This is a genomic window from Nostoc sp. LEGE 12447 (assembly GCF_015206985.1).
Classification (GTDB): domain Bacteria; phylum Cyanobacteriota; class Cyanobacteriia; order Cyanobacteriales; family Nostocaceae; genus Nostoc.
This window is the reverse complement of sequence record NZ_JADEXT010000052.1, coordinates 20,833-43,918: the sequence shown is the minus strand read 5'-3', so window position 1 is coordinate 43,918 and position 23,086 is coordinate 20,833. Positions and strand designations below refer to the sequence as shown.

At 41.0% G+C, this 23,086-nt stretch carries 15 protein-coding genes and 1 pseudogene; 9 read left to right on the top strand and 7 right to left on the bottom strand.

Going from position 1 to position 23,086, the window contains the following annotated elements:
- From IQ274_RS31335 to IQ274_RS31325, 3 genes and pseudogenes are all read left to right on the top strand, one after another.
- Nucleotides 1–158: pseudogene (locus tag IQ274_RS31335) on the top strand (photosystem II D2 protein (photosystem q(a) protein)); the annotation flags it as partial.
- Entirely contained in the window at nt 142–1,533 is a 1,392-nt protein-coding gene (psbC, locus tag IQ274_RS31330) for a photosystem II reaction center protein CP43 (RefSeq protein WP_114081127.1), read from the top strand. The pseudogene IQ274_RS31335 and the gene psbC, both read left to right, overlap by 17 nt.
- Nucleotides 1,534–1,663: 130 nt before the next feature.
- Nucleotides 1,664–1,849, top strand: a complete 186-nt coding sequence (locus IQ274_RS31325; protein ID WP_194144578.1) for a PCP reductase family protein — start codon at nt 1,664–1,666, stop codon at nt 1,847–1,849.
- A gap of 803 nt (nt 1,850–2,652) precedes the next feature.
- On the opposite strand, the gene IQ274_RS31320 is transcribed toward IQ274_RS31325, so the two are convergent.
- Nucleotides 2,653–5,061, bottom strand: coding sequence for a hypothetical protein (locus IQ274_RS31320; RefSeq protein WP_228058490.1), 2,409 nt, complete (start codon nt 5,059–5,061; stop codon nt 2,653–2,655).
- A gap of 343 nt (nt 5,062–5,404) precedes the next feature.
- On the opposite strand from IQ274_RS31320, the gene IQ274_RS38170 reads away from it, so the two are divergent.
- The gene (locus IQ274_RS38170) at nt 5,405–5,626 is read left to right on the top strand and encodes a histidine phosphatase family protein (protein WP_416209860.1); all 222 of its coding nucleotides are present in this window, start codon (nt 5,405–5,407) and stop codon (nt 5,624–5,626) included.
- A 714-nt stretch (nt 5,627–6,340) separates the two neighbouring features.
- Here IQ274_RS38170 and IQ274_RS31310 read toward each other — a convergent pair.
- From IQ274_RS31310 to IQ274_RS31290, 5 genes are all read right to left on the bottom strand, one after another.
- Nucleotides 6,341–7,177 (bottom strand): SWIM zinc finger family protein, encoded by an 837-nt coding sequence (locus IQ274_RS31310; protein ID WP_194144576.1) that lies wholly within the window; start codon nt 7,175–7,177, stop codon nt 6,341–6,343.
- 190 nt (nt 7,178–7,367) lie between these two features.
- Nucleotides 7,368–9,584 carry a tetratricopeptide repeat protein gene (locus tag IQ274_RS31305; RefSeq protein ID WP_194144575.1) on the bottom strand — a complete coding sequence of 739 codons (2,217 nt, stop codon included), beginning with the start codon at nt 9,582–9,584 and terminating at the stop codon, nt 7,368–7,370.
- 19 nt (nt 9,585–9,603) lie between these two features.
- Entirely contained in the window at nt 9,604–10,458 is an 855-nt protein-coding gene (locus IQ274_RS31300; protein ID WP_194144574.1) for a caspase family protein, read from the bottom strand.
- Nucleotides 10,459–10,626 carry a hypothetical protein gene (locus IQ274_RS31295; protein WP_194144573.1) on the bottom strand — a complete coding sequence of 56 codons (168 nt, stop codon included), beginning with the start codon at nt 10,624–10,626 and terminating at the stop codon, nt 10,459–10,461.
- A gap of 203 nt (nt 10,627–10,829) precedes the next feature.
- A complete protein-coding gene (locus IQ274_RS31290; protein WP_194144572.1) occupies nt 10,830–14,072 on the bottom strand; it encodes a DEAD/DEAH box helicase in 3,243 nt (1,080 codons plus the stop codon).
- Nucleotides 14,073–14,214: 142 nt separating this feature from the next.
- On the opposite strand from IQ274_RS31290, the gene IQ274_RS31285 reads away from it, so the two are divergent.
- The 5 genes from IQ274_RS31285 to IQ274_RS31265 all read left to right on the top strand — a co-directional run bounded on the left by IQ274_RS31285 (nt 14,215) and on the right by IQ274_RS31265 (nt 21,533).
- Nucleotides 14,215–14,760, top strand: a complete 546-nt coding sequence (locus tag IQ274_RS31285) for a GNAT family N-acetyltransferase (RefSeq protein ID WP_194144571.1) — start codon at nt 14,215–14,217, stop codon at nt 14,758–14,760.
- Nucleotides 14,761–14,861: 101 nt separating this feature from the next.
- Complete coding sequence (locus tag IQ274_RS31280) at nt 14,862–17,018, top strand: polyribonucleotide nucleotidyltransferase (protein ID WP_163936013.1); 2,157 nt, start codon at nt 14,862–14,864, stop codon at nt 17,016–17,018.
- Between the two features lie 1,126 nt (nt 17,019–18,144).
- Nucleotides 18,145–19,119, top strand: a complete 975-nt coding sequence (gene egtD, locus IQ274_RS31275) for an L-histidine N(alpha)-methyltransferase (protein ID WP_194144570.1) — start codon at nt 18,145–18,147, stop codon at nt 19,117–19,119.
- 343 nt (nt 19,120–19,462) lie between these two features.
- On the top strand, nt 19,463–20,800 hold the full coding sequence (gene ovoA / locus IQ274_RS31270; RefSeq protein ID WP_194144569.1) for a 5-histidylcysteine sulfoxide synthase: 1,338 nt from the start codon (nt 19,463–19,465) through the stop codon (nt 20,798–20,800).
- 238 nt (nt 20,801–21,038) lie between these two features.
- Nucleotides 21,039–21,533, top strand: coding sequence for a DUF427 domain-containing protein (locus tag IQ274_RS31265; RefSeq protein WP_163936021.1), 495 nt, complete (start codon nt 21,039–21,041; stop codon nt 21,531–21,533).
- 210 nt (nt 21,534–21,743) lie between these two features.
- Here the strand turns inward: IQ274_RS31265 and IQ274_RS31260 are convergent, their stop codons facing one another.
- Entirely contained in the window at nt 21,744–22,583 is an 840-nt protein-coding gene (locus tag IQ274_RS31260) for a sterol desaturase family protein (RefSeq protein WP_163936024.1), read from the bottom strand.
- Nucleotides 22,584–23,086 lie beyond the last annotated feature (503 nt).

Sequence of the window (23,086 nt, the reverse complement as noted above, 5' to 3'; positions counted from 1 at the left end):
AAGAATTACGGGCGGCGGAAGACCCTGAGTTTGAAACCTTCTATACCAAAAACATTTTGCTGAACGAGGGTATCCGCGCTTGGATGGCTCCTCAAGATCAACCCCACGAACAGTTTGTATTCCCTGAGGAGGTATTACCACGTGGTAACGCTCTCTAATAGACCAAATATATTAGGCGGCACTGGACGCGACCAAGAATCTACTGGCTTTGCCTGGTGGTCTGGTAACGCGCGTTTAATCAATCTATCCGGCAAACTCTTGGGCGCTCACGTTGCCCACGCTGGCTTGATTGTATTCTGGGCAGGAGCGATGACTTTGTTTGAAGTCGCTCACTTTGTTCCTGAAAAACCCATGTACGAACAGGGCTTGATCCTGTTACCTCACCTCGCTACCCAGGGTTGGGGCGTTGGTGCTGGTGGTGAAGTTATCGACACCTTCCCCTACTTTGTTGTCGGTGTACTCCACCTAATTTCCTCAGCCGTCCTTGGCTTTGGCGGTATCTATCATGCCGTTCGTGGCCCAGAAACCTTAGAAGAATACTCTTCTTTCTTTGGTTACGACTGGAAAGACAAGAACAAGATGACCAACATCATCGGCTTCCACCTGATTATTTTGGGATGCGGTGCCTTGCTGTTGGTTCTAAAGGCAATGTTCTTTGGTGGTTTGTATGACACTTGGGCACCAGGTGGTGGTGACGTTCGTGTTATTACCAATCCAACATTGAACCCAGCAGTTATCTTCGGTTATGTAATCAAGTCTCCCTTCGGTGGCGAAGGCTGGATTGTCAGCGTTGATAACTTGGAAGATGTGGTCGGCGGTCACATTTGGATTGCCTTTATCTGTATTGCTGGCGGCGTTTTCCACATTCTTACCAAGCCTTTTGCTTGGTCACGTCGTGCATCCATCTGGTCTGGTGAGGCTTACCTCTCCTACAGCTTGGGCGCTCTTTCACTGATGGGCTTCATTGCCTCAATCTTTGTTTGGTTCAACAACACCGTTTATCCCAGCGAATTCTTTGGCCCTACTGGTCCAGAAGCTTCTCAAGCTCAGGCTTTGACCTTCTTGATTCGTGACCAACGCTTGGGTGCTAACGTCGGTTCTGCCCAAGGTCCCACAGGTCTAGGTAAATACCTGATGCGCTCTCCAACTGGTGAAATCATCTTCGGTGGTGAAACCATGCGCTTCTGGGATTTCCGTGGCCCTTGGTTGGAGCCTCTACGTGGCCCCAATGGTCTTGACTTGGAAAAAATCAAGAACGATATTCAGCCTTGGCAAGCTCGTCGCGCTGCTGAATACATGACTCACGCTCCTCTGGGTTCTTTGAACTCTGTAGGTGGTGTGGCTACCGAGATTAACTCCTTCAACTACGTATCTCCTCGTGCTTGGTTGGCGACTTCTCACTTCGTACTAGGATTCTTCTTCCTAGTTGGTCACTTGTGGCACGCTGGTCGCGCACGGGCTGCGGCTGGTGGTTTTGAGAAAGGAATTAACCGTGATACTGAGCCAGTGATGTTCATGGACGACCTAGATTAGGTTATAAAGTTTATTTCATCACTGACAACTAAATAATTTAAAAGCTCTTGCGTAAAAGCAAGGGCTTTTTTTATAAGAAAATTAGTAATCTATTGATTAAACTCAGCGACTTACCAAAGGAATTAATACTATGAGCGACTCTAATTTTATTGATGCTTTGCGGTGGACATCAGAAGCTAAAGAAAAGTTACAAAATATTCCCTTTTTTGTCCGCTCTCAAGCTAAAGCCAGAATTGAACAGCTAGCTCGTGAATCAGGTCAAGAGGTTGTGACAGATGATTTGGTAGAACAGGCTAGGCTTGAGTTTGGACAATAAAACATTCTGGAGCTCGTAACAATGACAGTCGTCAAAAATCGAGCGGACCGAGTAATGCTCTACGACATTAGCTGGCAACAGTTTGAAAATCTTCTAAAAGACTTGGAAGAGCATCGAGAGTAATTGTTTTAGCTTGAGAAATACTAATTTATACTTAGTTTATTTATCTACGTCAATTTGAATGGGTGATGTATCGAAAAAATGTCTCATATCAGTCCATATAAATCGATTTTTTATTGTTTGTGAGAAATTTGCGTTAATGCGCTTCTTTTCAACAGAACACTTTTCACAAGCTTCTTTTACAATCTTGATTTCATCAACTGTCAAAAGCTCATCAGGCTAAACCAGACGCTAAAATCCTAGCTGCTTTTAGGGGTCAAATGAGCAGTGATTCCGAAAGTTACGCTAAGGAATTGTTTTCAATACTGCGTAGCTTGCCGCCGCAGGCATCGCCACGGATGAAACTGTACCAATTGAAGTCTCTGAAATTTAGGAGCTTCAAACCCAAGATGAGCCGTATTAAATTGTTACACCAAATAGCCTATGGGTTAATTGGTACATTGAGAATTGCCAAAAATATCGATTGACATAATGCTTGTACAGTAAGGGTTCCAGCCTTAGCGTATCTGTACCGTTGCTCATTTGACCCCGTTCCCATCGCCCAAATAAAGCAAATTGCCAACTAAACTCATGAAAGGCGATGGATTCTCCAGTTTTTTGGCGCTCGTTGTCAAAAATATTATCTTCTCTCTTAACTAACCTGTGGAATGTAGAGTGAAAAGTCAGATATGTAGTTGGGATAATTAAGCGTTTGGCAGTTGCTGAGGCTCCATAGGCTGAAATTGTGCTTGCGAAGTTCTTCTTACCCAAGGGGTAAACCGATTAGGATGAACACATTCAGCACCATTTAGTTGGTCTTTAAGGTTACTGGCGAAGACCTCAAAAATCTCAACCAGAGCTTGGCGATCGGTTAAGCAACCTTGAAGGGCAATAAGTTGTTCGAGAGTCCAATTATAAAGTTGGGTATCACCCTGTTCAATATGAAAATATAACTGACTCTCAAACTGTCCTAAACGGGCGTAAAAGTTCTCTACCTCAGTTTTGATTGATTGCATATCAATGTAGAACTGCTGTTTTTTGATATCTGATAAAATCGTCGTTTTGAGAGACTCCGTGAAGTTTTGGTTAATCTCATTGTTAACGAGCATAGATACTTCATTGCGGAAGTTGACAATTTTATTGTCTAAGTTGACATTGATGCGATTATCAAGCTCGTTGGCGACATTATTAACGACTAACTGAACATTGTTATTGGTAGATTGATTAACGACAGACTTGATGCGTTGATCGAAATCAGCTTCAATCTGTTGGACTACCAGGCTCTTAATATTTTGGGTTTGATTAGCGATTTTAAGGTTAACTACCGCATCAATACGCTTATCAATGTTACTTTGGATCTGCTGAACCACTTGATTGGTAATGTCTTGGGCTTGATTAGCAATTTTGATGTTAACTGCGTTGTCAATCCGTTCCTCAATGTAGTTTTGCATTTGCTGAATCACAAGATTCTTGACATCCTGGGTGTGATCAGAAATTTTCAGGGTGACGACATTATCAATACGCTGATCGATGTCAAATTGTATCTGCTGAGTTACTTGATTGCTGATCTGTTGAGATTGATTAGCAATTTTGACGTTAACCACATTCTCAATGCGCTGGTCAATGTCATTTGATATCTGGTTAATGACTTGAGTGTTAATCTCTTGAGATTGATTAGCAATTTTGACATTAACGACATTTTCTATCCGTTGCTCAAGTTCTGTTTGCATTTGCTGAACGACTGAAGCCTTAATCTCTTGAGCTTGATTAGTGAGTTTCAGATTAACTACAGACTCAACACGCTCATTGAGTTCTGTTTGTATCTGTTGAATTACTAAGTTTTTAACTTCTTGGGTTTGTTCTGTAATTGCCAGATGGACCTGATCATTAACTATTCTGGGAATTCTCGTAATAAACAAGTCATTGAGATTTTTATTAAAGTAACTAGACCAACCTTGGAAGCTTTGGTTAAAATTTACCTCCGTTTGTTGTATCAGAGTCTGCATCATGAATTCAAGCCGTGCTACCTGCATGGCAAGTTGCTTAGCTTGGCTTTGATAGCCTTTGAGTATCGATTTTTCAAGACCTTCCCAGTAGGCTTGTTTATTTTCGTCTTTTTGAGCCGTTACGCTTACTGAGCTTTCGAGCCTGGCTGACATCTCTTGCCACATTCGCTCCATCTGATCTTGATCGAAACTGAAGCTGAAAGCATTCTCTCCACTGAGGCTACCTCCTCCACTACTGATAGCAGAACCTGTTCCTCCAGTGCTAGTTCCACCACCAGTGCTTACAACAGTGACATTGCCTTCTTCATTCACATTACCGTCTGGCACTCCTGTTACTGGCAGTTTCGGCTGATTGCCATAGCCTGTAGTTACTACAGCCTGACTCACTGTGTTAATTTCTAGAACAACTTGTCCTTTGTTATCTTCTTTGTAGGTATCAAAGAAAAATCCTAAAATAGTGGTTTTTTCTTTAACTTCTAAAATGAATTCGTCTTGTAATCCATTGAGCGAACACCAAGTTTCTTTAACCTCAAGACCAGTAAGATTAGAAACAAATTTCCCATCTTTAATCCATAGCAAAGCCCAAGGCTCTAATTGAAATCTTTGCTCAGAAGACCAATAAGTAGCGTTGCTTTCACGAATCTTTATCTTGTAATTGCCTGGTTCCAATTCAACAAAATTGGAACTTGGTTGCTTCAGATTGGATATAAAATTTTTATCAAGAACATAACAATTTTGCTTACTATCAACTGTTATAATTTGAGGATTAAAATGTGGTTTATTGCTGCTAACTAAAAGATTGACCGATCCTTTGTTCTCACTATTGTTAACATCAAAAAATAAAGCACAAATAACGGTTTTCCCTTTGACTTCCAACTGTAACTTCTTGTTGTATCCGTTTAAAGTTGTCCAAGTTGCACCTGTTTCAGTGCCTGTGTTTTTGTTGATAAATGTACTGCCATCAGCCCCATATATCCAAAGTACAACTAAAGGTTCGCCTTCAGTTTCGCTCTGAGCATAACTATAGCGACCACTGGTAATTCTTATATCAAAAGTCCCTTTCTCCAAAGTAAAAGTGCTAGCAACATCTTGTTGCAGGTGGTTCATTGCATTAGCGTCAATAACGTAACAATTGTTTTTGGTGTCAATCGTTAAAAGTTTCATTTTTTCTTGGTGAGTTTTAGCGTTTTGAGAAGTTTTCGGCTGGAGTTTAAAATAAAAGCGATATCGGGATTTAAACAAAATCGAAGGTAAAAAAAGAGTATAATGCTATCTGGGCATAGCTTTCACATTGAAAAAAGCTTATGGATACTGTCGGCAAACTTAACAATTCACCGGAGAGAAGATAGGAAGGAGGGCGAAAGAAAAAAGATTCAAATCCCACTTCCGCTACATCTTTATATATAAGTTTCGCGTTTTTTGTACAGTAAACATATATCCCAAGAGGTAAATGTCCTTCCTTTCCTCTGAGCTTAAAAATAAAACCATAATCATACTTGCAGATTTTTTTCGAGAGTTAGGTGGTGAATCAAGTCGTGCCGCAATGCAACGGGCAGTTGCAGTAGTAAATGAAACTTTGTTGTACGATACTAAGACTACGATTATTGTCATGCATGGTAATTTAATGACCGTGCTATTAAAACATTTCCACCAGCAGAATAGGTTTTGCTGAGTGGCAGCGTTTGACAAATCCAGACATATATAATGTTGTGACTGGCAATGATTATGTAGAAGTTAAGCGGGTATGGGGTACAGCCGGGATACGTGTAAATTGGGACATGCTGTAAAGTTTTGTAACGTCAAAGAGTTGAAACCATTGATTTAGCGTTGTTTCAAACCGTGGTTTTGATGTCAACTGAATATGAAAACATCACCCAAAATGATTGTTTATGGGCAAGATTGAGGCACTGAAAGGGGTAAAGAGTTGATTTTACTGTGTAAAATTTTGATTGCTTGAAGCCTGATGATTGCTAATTTATAGTTACTTTTTTTAGTCTCATAAATTTCAATAGATGATATATCAAAAAATGTCTTACATCAAGTGATGTGAATTGATTTTTTGTTGTTTGTGAGAAATTCGCGCTGGGAGTACTAGAACTCTGGTGTTATGACTCCGGTGAACTAAAGATTTACCACCTACAAAATGGGGAATATGTCGAGTTAGAGAACAGTTTAGTATTTCCTACTTTAGCAATTCGATATCTGCCAAAACTCATTGATAATCGGGCAAATGGCAGACGGACAATTCGTTAGGCAGTGCGGAAGTGGGTAAATATTGAACTACCCAAGCAACCTAGTTCATAATTACGAATTACGAATTACGTTAGCGTAGCGATAGCGAGTCCGCGTTAGCGACGCAGGAGCGTCGCGTCATTACAAATTAGTATCAACTTCCTCCCACATTCATTGCTGCTAAAAAAGCCTTTTGGCTCACATCTCTGTAAACTGTATTTAAATACTTCATTACCACATCACTGGAAGTTGAATTTACTGTATTTTCCTCTTCCTTCGCTAGGAGAATTGCTCCTAATACATCTAGTACCATCTCATTAGTAGAGGGCGCAATCACTACTAATGATGACTCTAGTGGCTCATTGTATTGCCAGAAAGAATCAATTTTTACAGAATATTTATTATTAGGAATTGACTGTTGAATTTCGGGCGATTCTGTAGTAATTGGCTGAATCTTAGCGCTACGTAATTGACGTAAATCGCTGATAATTTGCTCTTTGGTGCGTCCGCGCAATTGAAACAGTACAAAAGGGTCTTCACTGAAGCGATCGCCTAACTGATAGTACAGCGCACCAATGTGTTTACAGGGATTTGCTTTATCAGGACAAGAGCATTTACTCTGGACATCACCAAGAGTAAAAGGGAATATCGAAAGACCATTAGCCGTGAACACTTCTTCTATATTTTGTGGCATTTCTCCTGCTAGTAGCTTGGCAGCAAAAATTGCCCTTTGGGACATGGTTTCAATTACATAACCCCACTGTTCATCGCTAAAAGGTTCAAGGGAAAGAGAAACTTTATAAGGTTCTACTTCACTACCTTGCACCCTAGCTAATACTTTTGCACCTTTAAATTCGATACTCAAAACATTTCCTTGACGAGCATAATTTCTCGCACGTTCTAAACGCTTTTTAAAGCGATAAGAATCTAGCAAATCTAGCCATTGTTGTGACCACCATTCTCGACTTGCTTGTAATGTGTAGTTAGTCATAATAAATTTAAAATTCAAAATTATGCAATGGATAGGTTGATCTAGTTTTGTGATAGTTACCTCAGACTCTAGCATTTATGGTTGGGAGCATATCAGTTTCGCAAAGATACGGCTACAGATTGGAAGCCTGAGACTACATATAGACGTAAAACCTTGAATTAATTACGAATTACGAATTACGAATGACGAATTATTCTATCCCCGTATTACGCCGCAACCACTCAACCAATTGGCGCGAAAAATCCAAGTTCTTATCGCGCAGGCGTTCTCGGATTTCCAGCGCAGTCAGTGCTAAGGGTAGTGCCTCTGCATAGCGCCCCTCCTGCTTCAAAACTCGTGCTAGCCCCTGTTGAGCATCAGCGACCAAACTTTGCTGTCCTATTTCCAGCGCCAGGGTTAACTGATGCTCGTACCAGGTACGGGCTTCTGTAAGGCGGTTGCGGTCAAGGGCGAGATGTCCTAAACCAGCAGAATGAGAAGCTTCTTGTTCTTTAAAACCCAGCTTTTTAGTGATCATCAATGCTTGCTTGTAGTAGGATTCGGCGCGATCGTAGTCTCCCTGTGATCGTGCAAATCCTCCCAAATTGTTAAGGGCGATCGCCTCTCTCTTCTCATTCCCTAACTTTCGGTAAATTGTTAATGCCTCCTGATACAGCTGCTCCGCTTCGGCCCAGTCCTGCCGTTGCTCTGCAATCACTCCTTGCATACGGGTTGCAAAAGCCTTGTCCCGAAGGTTGCCGCCCCGTTCCATCATCTCCTTCATCTGATCTCCCGAACTTGCTGTTCGATCTTTGTCCGCACGTTGGTAGTGAATCCAGGCAACATGATATGCACCCCAACCAGCATCGCTCCACTGACTCAGCGCCTTTCCTGCCTGATATCGCCACTCAGCCAAGCGTACCCACTCATCCCAGTAGCCTCGAAACCGGAGGAAGCTAGACAAAGCGTTTTCCAAATCGATGAGCATTTGGGCAGCTTGTTGGTCTTTCAGCGTACCGGGGATACTTGCCACCTCCCACAAGGTTGTCGCCACGCCTTCTAGATTCTGCCACTCGGCTTCCAGCTTGTCATGGGTCTGATAGGCATCTTTGCCCTCACCCCCGTACTTTTGGGCAAAGTCTACCCAGTAGCGCAGAACTTTGCGTTGGGCAGCAGAGTCAAACCGAATTCCACTTAGGGGTGCAGTTACAACGGTATCCGTTCCGCCCACAGCTGCCAGGATATATGTGCGAGTGAGGGGGTGCAGGCCAAACCGTTCTCCATCCAAGTCATTTACCAAAGATAGAGTGACTAACCGCTCTAAAGAAACTTGGATCTCGGTTATGGCTAAATCTGTAGCATCTGCCAGTGCTGCGGTTTTTGCTGGTGTCAGGAACACAGCCAGGGCAGACAACACTGTGCGATCATTTCCAGCAAGAGTTTCGGCGGCATCGGCAAACAGAAACCCATAGAGATCAGGAGATTTAGCGGCATTACGCAACCGCTCTAGGGCATCACTTATGGAGTAGCCTTTATGTGCCACCTGTCCCAATGTCCAATCCAGCGCTAGGGGATTGCCACCAGACGCTTCATATAAAGCGGTCAATATCTCTGGCTTCGTGGCATTTAATTCCTGGGCTAGACGGGGGTGCGATCTTCCCTTCGCCTGCATTAACTCCAAAGCTTCTGTCTCTAAGAGACGATCTAAGCGGATGGTGACGGCGCTTTCCCCAGTGCGGCGGCGGCTGGTGATGATGGCTTTGTTGGGGGCAGGCAGTTTCCGCAAAAACTCGGCAATCATATCGCGTTCTTCTGCATTCAGCGTTTCCAAGTTGTCCCAAATCAACAGGGTGCGCCGTCCCCGTAGAGCATCGAGAAGGGCGCGGCGGCGTTCTGTGGCATCAGTCATTTTCACAATATCTGTCTGTCCTAACCCCTTGGCAAATTCCCGGCAGAAGCTATCGAGAGAAGACAGGGCAAGGGTTTCTTGCCGGACTCCTTCAGTTGAGAGCCTGGTAGTCTTGGCAGAAACAAATAGGTAGGCATCAAACAAGGCTTGCTTACGGGCAAGGTGTGCTACCTCTAGCGCTAACACCGTTTTGCCCATACCACCAATACCATCAATCACAACACCCCAACCGCGCTCCTCTGGTGAAAGTGCTTCCAAACAACGGGCGATTTCTTGTTTGCGTCCCACAAACACATCGTTATAGCGGGGCAGGTTATCGGGCAAACTTTCCGGGCGTTGTCCCTGTAACTGGCTTAATCGCGCCTCTAGGCTAGTGACTTCCTGGCGTTTCTCGTCTAGTTGTACCTTCAGATGAGCCGGAATAGTCAAGTTGGTATAGCCTGCCGCCTGCTGTTCCAACACCATCAGTATCATGCGGGCGGTAGAAAGCATTTGTTCGAGGTTTATTTGATCTTCCATAGCAGCCTGTGGGAATTACTTACTCTGATTTTTTCAGTCTAGCTTCAAGATTTGCCACTTCTTGACGTTTTTCTTCTAGCTCAATTCTCAGATGACCTGGCATTTGCAGCTTACCAAATCCAGCAGCCTGCTCTTCTAAAATTGCTAGTGAACGACGTGCCATTGCCAATGCAGGTGTTACAACCTCTTGATTGCTCATCACTCTAGGCAAATCTGAGATTGGGGTTGAGTTTGGTAGTCCTTTCCCTCCCCGCAGCATGGCAATAGGAAAATCTTCCATCGCTGTATCAAAAAACGGAGTCTGTTCTGCCTGATGTTGGGTTCTGGCGCTCTCTGGAACAGTTTTACCCAAATGATTGATCAGATTTGAGAGCATAACTTTGGAATCCCCTGGTTGATTAGCCGCTCCCCGCAATGCCTCAATTAGATGATAAGTGTAGAGACTCATGGTTCCATCAGGACGTATCCAAGAAACCTGATTGCCTCTGGAAGACGTAAACACCGCCCTTCCTTCGCCCTGCTTCAAGGCATCGACTATGCCCTTGGGCAATGCCGTAGCGATAAAATCAGCAGGTAGTTCGCCTTTAGAAGTAGCCATACCCTCTGCATGACAACTATCAATTACCACCCACAACCGCTTTGCTTGAATCTGCCGCAAAGCTTGAGTAAATTCTTGGGCAGATAGGGCGGTGTTAGCAATGTCTGTGGAATTGAAGTCATGTTGTAGCAAATAATAAGATTGACTTGATAAGTCAAAACACCCATGACCAGAGTAAAAAACTACAATTGTTGCATCTTTATCGGCAGCAGCCTTTTCCTTTAACCACGTTAATCCATCTAAAATTGCGCTGCGCGTTGTCTGTTGATTCTGCAATCAGCGAATATGTTCGGAATCATCCAGATAGGCACACAAGTTTGGATCGGTTAGTACTGTTTTCAGGGCTTGCACATCTTTAACTGTGACAGGCAATGAATATCGAGATTCGGCTGTTCTGCCAACCCCAATTAACAATGCATAACCGTGGGCAAAGTGATTCGACATGATGGCACAGGGTAAGGAAGAAGGTGTGATATTTTTCAATATCGCATATTTAATTTAGTGGTTCATCGCGTTAATTATCAGGGGGGTGAGAAACGAACCGCAAAGGGCGCAAAGAGCGCAAAGGAAGAAAAGTTAAGAATAAGTTTACTTTGTGGTAGGTGGCTCTAACCCTAAATTCAAGAACTAAAGCCCTTACTACAAACTTATTCTGCATCATCGTCAATTACTGCACTGCGATCGAGTATTAGTAAGTTGCGAAGTTGGTCTGTATCTAGTTCAGTCAACCATTCTTCACCAGCACCTACAACTTGTTCAGCCAATTGTTTTTTACTCTCAATCATGTCATGAATTTTTTCTTCTAAAGTGCCTGTACAAACAAATTTATGTACTTGCACATTCCGGGTTTGACCAATCCGAAATACTCTATCTGTGGCTTGATTTTCTACGGCTGGATTCCACCATCTATCAAAGTGGAATACATGATTTGCTCGTGTTAAATTCAATCCTACTCCACCCGCTTTCAGAGAAAGAATCATAATCGGTGGCCCTTGAGGATCGTGTTGGAAACGATCGATCATTTCCTCACGTTGTTTTTTACTGGTACTGCCATATAAAAAGAATATTTCTCGCCCTAACTGTTTTTCTAAATAGGGTTTAAGTAATTTACCCCATTCAGCAAATTGTGTGAATATTAGAGCGCGATCGCCTTCTGCTAAAACTTCTTCTAACATTTCTTCTAGCCGCAGAAGTTTGGCTGAATTATGTTGCTCTAATGTCGCTTCTTTCAAATATTGGGCTGGGTGATTGCAGATTTGTTTGAGTTTAATTAGTAATGCTAAAATCATCCCCCGGCGTTGCAATCCTTCCGCAGATTCTATCTCTACTAAAGATTGTTCTACAACTTGTTGATAAAGTGCGGCTTGTTCACCAGTCAAACCGCAAAATACGGTCATTTCTTGCTTATCTGGTAAATCTTGAATGATGTCGCGATCGCTTTTCAATCGCCGCAGTATAAATGGTTGCACTAATGAACGTAATTGAGTCAAAGAAGCCGTATCACCATACTTTTCAATTGGCATGGCAAACCGACGCTGGAAAAATTGCTTATTGCCTAAATAGCCAGGATTGAGAAAATCTAAAATAGACCAAAGTTCTTGCAGCCTATTTTCTACTGGTGTCCCCGTCAACGCAATACGAAATGTCGCTTCTAATTCTCGCACTGCTTTTGACTGCTTTGCCTCTGGGTTTTTCACATTCTGGGCTTCGTCTAAAACAATTATCTGCCAGGAGACACTTTGCAATGACTTGATATCTCGATGAAGAAGCGAGTAACTAGTAACGATTAAATCGTGCTTTTTCACTGCTTCTAAAAACGCTTTTCCTTTTGGGCGTTTGTCACCGTGATATTGCAAAATTTTCAGACTTGGTGCAAATTTATTGACTTCCCTTTCCCAATTGCCTAAAACCGAAGTTGGACAAACTAGCAGTGTTGGATTTTCTAGCGCATCTTGTTCTTTCAAGTGCAGCAGAAAAGCAATGAACTGCACGGTTTTTCCGAGTCCCATATCGTCGGCGAGACACGCACCCAAACCCCAGCGTTCTAAGAATGACAGCCAAGCAGCACCACGTTCTTGATAAGGTCGTAACTGCCCTTTAAAGCCTGTTGGTGTGGGCAAAGGTGCGATCGCTTGATTATTACTTAACGCCCCAATCAACTCTTGCAATGCCCCAGATGCCTCAAAGCTGACGACTGGTAATTTTTCTATTACCTGGGTATCTCCTGTACTAAAACGCAAGGCATCCTCCAAGGAAAGGGCCATTTGGTCTTTGCGAGTAGTAAAAAAAGTTTGGGCTGTCTTGATATCTTGAGGCCGCAATTCCACCCACTCGCCGTTAATTTCTACTAGCGGACTATTTAAAGCCACAAGTTTATCAAACTCAGCTTTGGAAATAGTTTGTCCACCAATTGCCAATTGCCATTGGAAATTCAGCAGACTTTGCAAGCCTAAACGCCCCTGCTTTTTCTTTGGGGTTTCGGCAGTAATTTTCAAACCCAAACGGTTCGCCCATCCTTCGCGGTTCGCTAAACTGGGAGGCAAAATTACTCCTAAACCACTGTCTTCCAACCTCCAAGCTACAGCTTTGATAAACTCATAAGCTTGCATGGGGGTGATACGAGAAGATTGGGGATATTCGGTTTCAAAACTCGGTGCGATCGCTGGATATAATCGAGAAGCTAGCCCCAAACCTCGCAAAAAGGTTTCCTGTGGTTGCTCAATTGTCCGATTTTCATAAACCAATCGTTCAACTGGATTGTTCCAAATAGTTACCGCATCCACCAAAAACTCAGGATCGTCAGCCGCTTGCAGAAAATACGCCAATGTCCAATCTGTTTCGCCAGATTCTGGAGAACGCAGTTGAAAACAGGTGCGAAATAGAGTTTTAAGAGTTAATTGGTACTGTAGCGGCATCGTCCAAGCCTTCAGTGCCGCTTCCAGTCGTTCCACTTCAATTGAATCTGCGTTAACTATATGAGATGCACTAGTTAAGCCTTGCAACCACTGTCGCACCCCACTTGGTAAAGATGCCATCGCTTTAGCTTCCATTGGAGGCTGAGAACCTACCATCCCTCGCACTTGCGTATCTATCGTACTGTTGAGAAATCCCAAAAGTAATTCTTGAGGTTCGGCTGGAAAGTCTACATAAAGTAGGGATTGCGAAAACTCCTCCCCAGTCCCCAGTCCCTCTTGATAAGTCCGACAAACCAACGGCATATCCGCAGAAAATTTTTCTAGGCGAGTTCCATCTACAGCACTGTCTAGAAGTACTTGCCATTTAGCAGCAAATGCACCGTCTGATTGCCGTTCAATTCTTGGTAAAAACTTACACCGCGAGATTAAATCTAAACTCCATCGGGAAACTTGCGACCAAAAACGTAAATCTCCTCCTAAAAAGGCATCTTCCCCTTTTGCAGCATTTAGAGGAATAGCAGCGAGAAATTTTACTGCTTCGCTGGGGTTAAGACAAAAACCCTCAACTCGCCACGGTTGTAAATATTGTGGAGAGTCTGTTTCTAGCCCCAAGCTGGCAGAATGCACAGGGAAAATTGCAGATGTTCCTTCTGCACTCTCTTCGGGAATATAAGTTGGTAAGGCAATTATTTGTGAATGCGTTGGTAAATTTATCTCAGTGGCACTGGCGGCTTTACGTGTTCGCCCAGTAGTAGCGTTCGCAATTTGGGGTTGCTGGATAAAGTTGGTAATCGCCATCTTCTGGGAAACCAACCACTCGCTTAACTCTACTGATGTCATTGCCAATGGATGTAGTGGGATATCTTCAGATCCATTAGACTCGAAATTAACTCGTGGCGATCGCCAAGTTTCTCCCCAAATAAATAAACAACCCTTTTGACTTTTTAGTAACCAATTACCGTGTAAAATCGCCATTTGCTAACTACTCAGATTCTCGTAAAATTAAATAATTTAACTCGCAAAGCTATAACTATTAAATCTTGTCAATAGCATTTATAATCAAATCATTGCATACAAATAATTTTCAAATAATCATTCTGCATCAACATTATTACTAATGGATTTCCCCATTGTTAAAGTTATAAAAAATAACATAACAGTAGAACTAGATTATATTTATCCTCAAGAACAGGAGGTTGTAAGAACATTACTCAATGTTGTAATTGTTGAAGGTAAAACTTATCCCCAAAGGCAACCTCTATCTCAGGCAGAATTTTCAACTTACTGGTTAAGCAAGGATGCCTTTGTTGTCAGGACATCTGTTTTGGATGCTACACACAAGCCCAAAGAAATATTAGGGGCGTTTTATTTAAAACCAAACTTCCCCGGTCGGTGTTGCCACATTTGCAACGCTGGTTTTATTGTACAACCTGGGTTGCGCGGTCAGGGCATCGGGCGGTTCATGGGGGAGGCTATGCTCTTGATAGCAGCAGACCTAGGCTACGAAGCAGTAATGTTCAATTTGGTCTTTGAAACTAATATACCTTCAATTACCCTTTGGCAGTCGTTAGGATTTGAGATTATTGGGCGAATTCCTCGTGCGGCGAAGCTAGATAATGAACAGGTGGTAGACGCGCTGATGATGTATCGTGCTTTGGGTTGATGACAACTCTTATCTTTGTATGTACTAGAAGTCAGCCCTAGTGCATAAATGTTAGGATTGCCACAGAAAGAGAATAGCGAAAGAGAAGGAAAAAGAACTGAATGGCAGAAGTTGATAAGTCAATATCCTTCGATGGAAGGGATATTCGACTGAAAGTAGGCTTACTAGCTCCCCAGGCAGGTGGGTCGGTTTTGATAGAATCAGGGGACACATCCGTTTTAGTGACAGCTACGCGATCGCAAGCCAGAGAAGGCATTGATTTTCTTCCCCTCACAGTAGATTACGAAGAAAGACTGTATGCAGCTGGTAGGATTCCCGGCGGGATCATGCGGCGGGAAGGTCGTCCACCAGAAAAAACAATTCTCACCAGCCGTCTTATAGACCGTCCCATGCGTCCCTTGTTCCCTTCATGGTTACGGGATGACCTGCAAATTATCGCCTTAACACTATCGATGGACGAGTTGGTTCCACCCGATGTATTAGCAGTTACAGGCGCTTCCATCGCTACCCTGATTGCCCAGATTCCTTTTAATGGGCCAATGGCAGCAGTTCGCGTTGGTTTAGTGGGAGATGATTTCATTATTAACCCCACTTATGCAGAAATTGAAGCCGGAGATTTGGATCTGGTAGTAGCCGGTTCTCCACATGGCGTAATCATGGTGGAGGCGGGAGCCAATCAGTTGCCAGAGCGAGATATCATCGAGGCGATTGACTTTGGTTATGAAGCAGTGCGGGACTTAATCAAAGCGCAGCAAGATTTAGTAGCAGAACTGGGCTTAGTGATAGTGCAAGAAGCACCACCAGAAGTAGACCAGACGCTAGAAAATTATATCCGCGATCGCGCTAGCGGTCAGATTAAGAAAATCCTGTCTCAATTTACCTTCACCAAACCCGAACGCGATGCAGCTTTAGATGTCGTCAAGGATGAAATTGCCACGACGATTAAGGAACTACCAGAAGAAGACCCAATTCGAGTTGCCGCAACTGCAAATAGCAAGGCACTTGGTAACACTTTTAAAGATATTACCAAGTACTTCATGCGGCGGCAAATCATCGAAGATAATGTTCGCGTTGATGGTCGTAAACTCGATGAAGTTCGACGTGTATCTTGTTTAGTTGGTGTCTTACCAAAGCGAGTCCACGGTAGCGGTTTATTTAACCGGGAACTAACTCAGGTATTATCCACTTGTACTTTGGGTACACCGGGTGATGCTCAAAACCTCAACGATGATATGCAGTTAGACCAACATAAGCGTTATCTGCATCATTACAACTTCCCGCCGTTCTCAGTCGGGGAAACCAAGCCAATGCGTTCTCCAGGAAGGCGTGAAATTGGTCACGGAGCATTAGCAGAGCGATCGCTAATTCCTGTGTTACCCTCAAAAGAACAATTTCCCTACGTGATTCGCATCGTATCGGAAGTACTTTCTTCCAACGGTTCCACCTCAATGGGTTCAGTCTGCGGTTCCACTCTCGCCCTTATGGATGCTGGTGTACCAATTCTCAAACCCGTTAGTGGCGCAGCAATGGGTCTGATTAAGGATGGGGACGAAGTGCGAATCCTCACCGACATTCAGGGCATTGAAGACTTTTTGGGCGATATGGACTTCAAGGTTGCCGGGACGGATACCGGAATTACCGCCTTGCAAATGGATATGAAAATCCCCGGTTTGTCGTTGGATGTTATTTCCCAAGCCGTCCACCAAGCCAAAGCAGCTAGGTTGCACATTCTGGAGAAAATGCTCGCCTGCATCGATGTGCCACGGATTGAAACCTCACCTTATGCCCCACGTCTGTTAACAATCAAGATTGACTCAGACATGATTGGTCTGGTCATCGGGCCTGGAGGCAAGACTATTAAGGGCATCACAGAGGAAACTGGTGCAAAAATTGACATCGAAGATGATGGCACCGTGACAATTTCGGCTGTGGATGAGAACAAGGCGAAGAGAGCCAGAAACATCATCCAAGGTATGACCCGCAAGCTCCACGAAGGGGATGTCTATGCAGGACGTATTACTCGGATTATACCGATAGGTGCATTTGTGGAATTTCTGCCTGGGAAAGAAGGGATGATCCACATCTCACAACTAGCTGACTACCGCGTTGGCAAAGTTGAGGATGAAGTAGCGGTGGGCGATGAAGTGATTATCAAAGTCCGTGAAATTGATAACAAAGGTCGGATTAATCTCACCCGCTTGGGTATCCACCCAGATCAAGCAGCAGCAGCAAGAGAAGCTGCGGCGGTGAATCGATAACTCGATTTGGGATTTTAGATTTTATCTAAAATCCGCGATGCCTACTGTGAAGGCATCGCCGTATGCTTCTCCAAATTAGTTGCACGAAATTTATTGAAACTCCTACTTGTAAATCTCTCTGATGACTATAAAAGATAAGTAACTAAGCCTAAATAAATTAAAGTTTGTAGTAAGGACTTTAGTCCTAATAATCCTAATTTTGAGAAATTTATCCCTCAAAAGTAGGATTTTATTTTATATTTAATTTTACTATGATTAATTTTGCTATTATGTTTAATTTTAACTTCCTACTTAACACCATATAGCGATTCTCAATTGCATTGAAATTGTAGGGAAGGACAGTAAAATTCAAAGCTTTTCTCATTTTAAGCTACGGTGTACGTACAACTCTGTACAAGGTATAAAACGAAGTTAGATCCTCCTAAATCCACCTTAAAAAGGGGGACTTTGGCTCCTACAGTACTTACGCAAAAAATAGCCAAAACTTTGATTGTTAAATAGAGGCAATTCATGAATTTCCCCTACTGCGTGTAATTTTGCGTAAGTCCTATACTATTACGGTAGAGGAAATCTAAATGCTGTGAGACAACTTTAAAAGACTTGTGTAGACAACCTAGCATAGCGTCTTTGACAAGAGAAGAGTTAAGCAAAAAACGGGATAAAAAACACAATTTTTTTGAGTCAGGCGAACGCAAATCATTTAACTTTTATGAAAAAATAGATAAATTGGTATTTGATAAAACTCATGTTTCGATAAAGTTTAGTTATCTATTAAAATAAAAATAAGAGTTATTTGGGTTTTGCGATCGCTACCAAAGCTCCAATTATTTTTAACTAAAATTTAAGTTATCATCAATAAAGCTAACTTATGTGCTTCGCCATTTTCGGTAGTAGATAATGTTTACCTCTAACAGTGTAGTTATGTCTATTCCTAACGACTTATTTATTAGCTTGCAGTTGAATAAATCAGCAAGTATTAAATTAGTAAAGCCTGCTTTAATACCACACTAAATCTAGAGGCTTTTCGTATTTTAATTTATTATTAATTACCTAGAAATAAGCCTTGCTATTAAATACTAAATATGTCATATTAAATACTTCATTCAGAACTAAATATATTGACACAATGTTAGCTACATATCTAAAATCTCTTAATGAGAACGATCGAATTCTCAACAATGAAGGTGAAGATGTTATCCAAGGATTAATTCAAAGTCCCAAAACTTTACCCCCTAAATATTTTTATGATGATTACGGCTCAGAACTATTTGAACAAATATGTGAATTATCAGAATATTACCCAACACGAACAGAAGCATGGATTTTACGCCAATATGCCGATGAAATAGCTCAGATAACAGGTAATTGTGAACTTGTAGAGTTAGGCAGTGGTAGTTCTACAAAAACTCTTTTTTTGCTAGATGCTTACCAAAAAATTGCAAGCCACTGTAGATATATACCCATTGATGTTAGTCATGGCATTCTTAAATCCAGCGTAATAAAATTACAACAAAAATATCCACATTTCTTTGTTGAGGGATTAATAGGAACCTACGAACAAGCCTTGACAAAGCTAGAATCAACATTTGCAGCATCACGGATGATTTTTTTCTTAGGCAGTTCTCTTGGAAATTTTAATCCACGAGAATGTGATAATTTTTTAAGCCAAATTACTAGGACTTTGCAAGCAGGTGACTACTTCCTTTTGGGAATTGATTTACAAAAACCCAAAGAAATTTTGGAGCCAGCTTATAATGATAGTCAAGGAGTAACAGCTGCTTTTAATTTAAATATCCTTTCTCATTTAAATTGGCGTTTTCAAGGTAATTTTGACCTCAGCTTATTTACTCACCAAGCTATTTATAATGAAAATGATGCTCAAATTGAAATGTATCTGCATTGCCAAAAGAGTCATGAAGTATCTTTAGAAGCGCTAGATTTACAAGTTGGCTTTGCAGGTGGAGAAAGCATTCTCACCGAAATTTCTCGCAAGTTTGATTTAGTAAATATGCAAAAACAACTGGAGACACATGGACTCAAGACTCTGAAAACTTGGACAGATCCCAATCAGTGGTTTGGGCTAATTCTTTGCCAAGCTTAAATTTTGCTTCCCCAAATTTGAATTTAAATAGACATATCCGTTAATTAGGCTTTAAACCTTAACTTACAAAGCTTATGGTTTGTTTATGAATGGCGCTTACTTAAGGCTGATAGGCATTGATCGTCCTACAGTATCTCAGTATTTTTAGCCATTTTATAAATGCCTAATGAAGCGGCATTTGTTTGTTCATGGATATGTTTCATTTAGCAAGATTCAACATATCTGGAAAAATAGAAATAGAGCCGGAATGCAATCAACAATTAACATTAGCAATTTTTTGATTAAGTTTGTCAAGTAAATCAGCCAGAGTTAATCGTCTCTATAATAGCAATTGAGTTACATCATGAACAATCTTCAATCTACTCATCCACCTAAACTAGATAGTTGCGATCGCCAAGTTATCCTCGATTATTTTGAGAATGCTTGGCAACTAGAAGATATGCTGATGAAAACTTTAATAGAAGAAGATACATTTTATCTCAATCCCGATCCTTTGAGAAACCCTCTAATTTTCTATCTTGGACATTCGGCTGTTTTCTACATCAATAAATTAATTAGCGTTGAATTATTAGAAAAAAGGATCAATCCAGACTATGAAATTTTGTTTGAAATTGGAGTTGATCCAGAGGTAGCAGAAGAATTAAATCAAGCGATCGCTCATTTGGAATGGCCACAAGTTGCACAAACTTGGGAGTATCGAAAACAAGCATATATAGTAATTTCCGAAGTAATTAAAACTACTCCAATAACTCTACCAATTCACCCTACTCATCCCCTCTGGGCTTTAATGATGGGGATTGAACATCAGCGTATTCATATTGAAACCTCTTCAATGTTAATTCGCCAACTACCAATTGAGAGAGTGAAACGCCCTCAAAACTGGCAATATGCCCCTTTTAATGGCTACACTGCTCAAAACGAAATGATACAAGTGATGGGTGGGGTAGTCAAACTTGGCAAAGCCTTTAACGATCCAACCTATGGATGGGATATTGATTATGGCGATCGCACTGTTGAAGTGGATTCTTTTTTAGCCAGTAAATATCTGATTACCAATGCCGATTTTAGTTATTTTGTCAAGGCTGGTGGCTACGAAAACCAAGCGTATTGGGATGAAGAATCTTGGCATTGGAAAACTGAAAACAACATTCAATATCCCAAATTTTGGATACCCCAAAATGGCAGTTACAAGTATCGAGCCATGTTTGATGAAATCGGCTTACCCTTAGATTGGCCTGTAGAGGTCAATCATTATGAAGCAATGGCTTACTGTTGTTGGCAAAGTAAAGATACCCGTTTAATTAGTGAAGCCGAATATCATTTAGCAACTTATAGTAGTGGTTTAGTAGAAGATGTAGACAATTACAATGTAAATTTAAAATTTGGCTCACCTAGTCCAGTGGGAATGTTAGAAACCGCCAAAAGTTATTCTGGTTTGTATGATTTACGCGGAAATGTTTGGGAACACTTGAGTGATAATTTAAATCCTTTACCAGGATATAAGCCTCATTTCCTTTACGAAGATAATTCTGCAATATTTTTTGATAATAAGCATCAGATGATGTTAGGAGGATGCTGGATAACTAACGGTACAGAAGCTTTAAAATATTATCGCAACTGGTTCCGTCCTAATTTTTATCAACACGCAGGTTTTAGGATTGTTCAAGATATCAAGCAGTAACCCCAACATGAGGTTTTACAAAAATAATTTGCAGGATACTAACAGTTACAGAATAGCAGTTTTTACATCTTCCATTTCTCCCTGTAATCGTCAGGCTCAATTTTCGTTGAGACAGCAAACATATTACTAGCCTAAAATTTAGGAGAAATAGTACGAAAAAATCATCTAGAATAGAATTAGATTAATGCGAACTACCTTTGCATTTTAATGGCAAAGTAAAAACAAAAAATTATTAACCATGAGACCAAATCCTATTCCTCCACAACCCGGTCAAGAGTCAGTTTGGGATTATCCGCGTCCGGCTCGTTTAGAAGATACAAACAAATCAATTCGGATAATTGTTAATAATATTGTTTTAGCAGAAACAAGTAAAGCTAAAAGAGTCATAGAAACTAGCCATCCTCCTTCTTATTACATTCCTTCAGAAGATATTAAACTAGAATATCTGATAGAAACACCTAAAAAAAGTTGGTGTGAATGGAAAGGTAAGTGTCAGTATTATGATATAAGCATCGGTGATAAGTATATAAATAGCGCCGCTTGGCGATATTTTGACCCTACATCTGATTTTGTAACCATTCAAGAATACTATGCTTTTTACCCTAGTTTAATGGATGCTTGCTATGTAAATGATGAGCTAGTTATGTCTCAACCCGGTGATTTTTATGGCGGATGGATTACCTCTGATATTGTCGGGCCATTTAAAGGTAGTCCAGGAACAATGGGTTGGTAATTTTGGACATAAAATTAATAAGTCAGACTACAAAACCAAAATGTTGCAGATCCTCCTAAATTATCCTTAAAAAGGAAGAATTTAAGAGATTTTCCTTAAAAATAAAAAGGGGAGTTGGGGGAATAAAAAGCTTGTGGGACAACTTTAAAAGGCTTGTGTACACTGTAGCCAAGAATCAAGTGAGGGTTTCTCTAGATTTAAAGTTCTCAATCAATTTAAAGTATTAGATAACTTCATGGTGATATGCTCCAAATAAGCTACAGGGAACATAATTCCTGGCTTCTTTGTAGGAGGGTTTAGGGTGTTGAATAACCTGTCCCAAAATCCTTGAATTCCATAGTTTTTCTTGAAACAACTGTGGTGAAGATCGTGAAAATCTGATGGAACAAAAAATATTGATAAGGAACTATGACCTTCAAGGTTGTAAGCATTACCTATAATAGTCCAAGCACATAGTTGGGTGATATCATACCCAAATATAAAGATAGGCAAAAGGTCTGTAATAGTAACAATAATATATTCAGTCAAACTCTTATGTCCAGCAACAAAACTTGATGAGTCGGCAAACTCATGATGTTTTAAATGTATTTTTTGTAAAAACTTTCTGTGAAGTAGCGAATGAGAAACGTAAAAACAGAAATCAGCAACAATTATTCTCATCAAAAACCATCCAAGGTTTGAGAGCAGACTATTTCCTCTATTTACCTCTGGCGCTAAGTAGAGGATAATAAAAGCTGCTATGAAACTTTTGATTTCTCCAGTAATGATGCCTTTGGCAGTAAACGAAGGAAATGGTTGTGTTTTGACTTTCTTAACTCTGGCAGTTAATTTCTCTCTTAAATTATCATTGTTTTTAATTACCTTTTCGATGAAAAGACCAATGCTATAAAATGAAATAGAACCAACAAGCCAGTATAACAGCACTTGAGTTATAAAATTGAGTTCTATATTGTGCAACAACCAATAAAATATTTGCTGAAGAATGGTGCAAGTAATAGCAATTTTTAGATAAAATTCAGCCTCGAAGCAGAAATTAAAAAATTTTCTCATACCTACATCCTTTTAGTAGTTATGGAATTAAATCCTTTTTGCAAGTATAAATTATTTATTTTTGTATTTCACCAGATTATAAATAGCGTTTCTCAATTGTATTGAATATAGACCGAACAAGAACAGTCCTTTTCTGCTAGGGTTGGTGACATTGCATCCATAGATGATGTGTAGCGGCTTAACGCAGTGTACGATAAGCGTAATGTAGCAATCTGATTTGCAGGTATCCATCACTAAGCAAGCGCGCGAAGCACTCACCGTAGGCGATCGCAAAAATTTTCAGTCTACTAACATTTGTAATTATTTTATCGCTATCTACTTAGTGACATAATTTTTGTGACTAGGAGATTTTTAGTGATTAGAAATTTTAAACATAACGCAGCAAATGATACAATTCGGATTGGATTAATGCGAACTTCTTTTACCTTTTAATTGCAATGTGAAAAAAGACATGAGATTACCAAAATCAGATTAAGTCAGTGGGCGTAAATAATTGTCGTTGG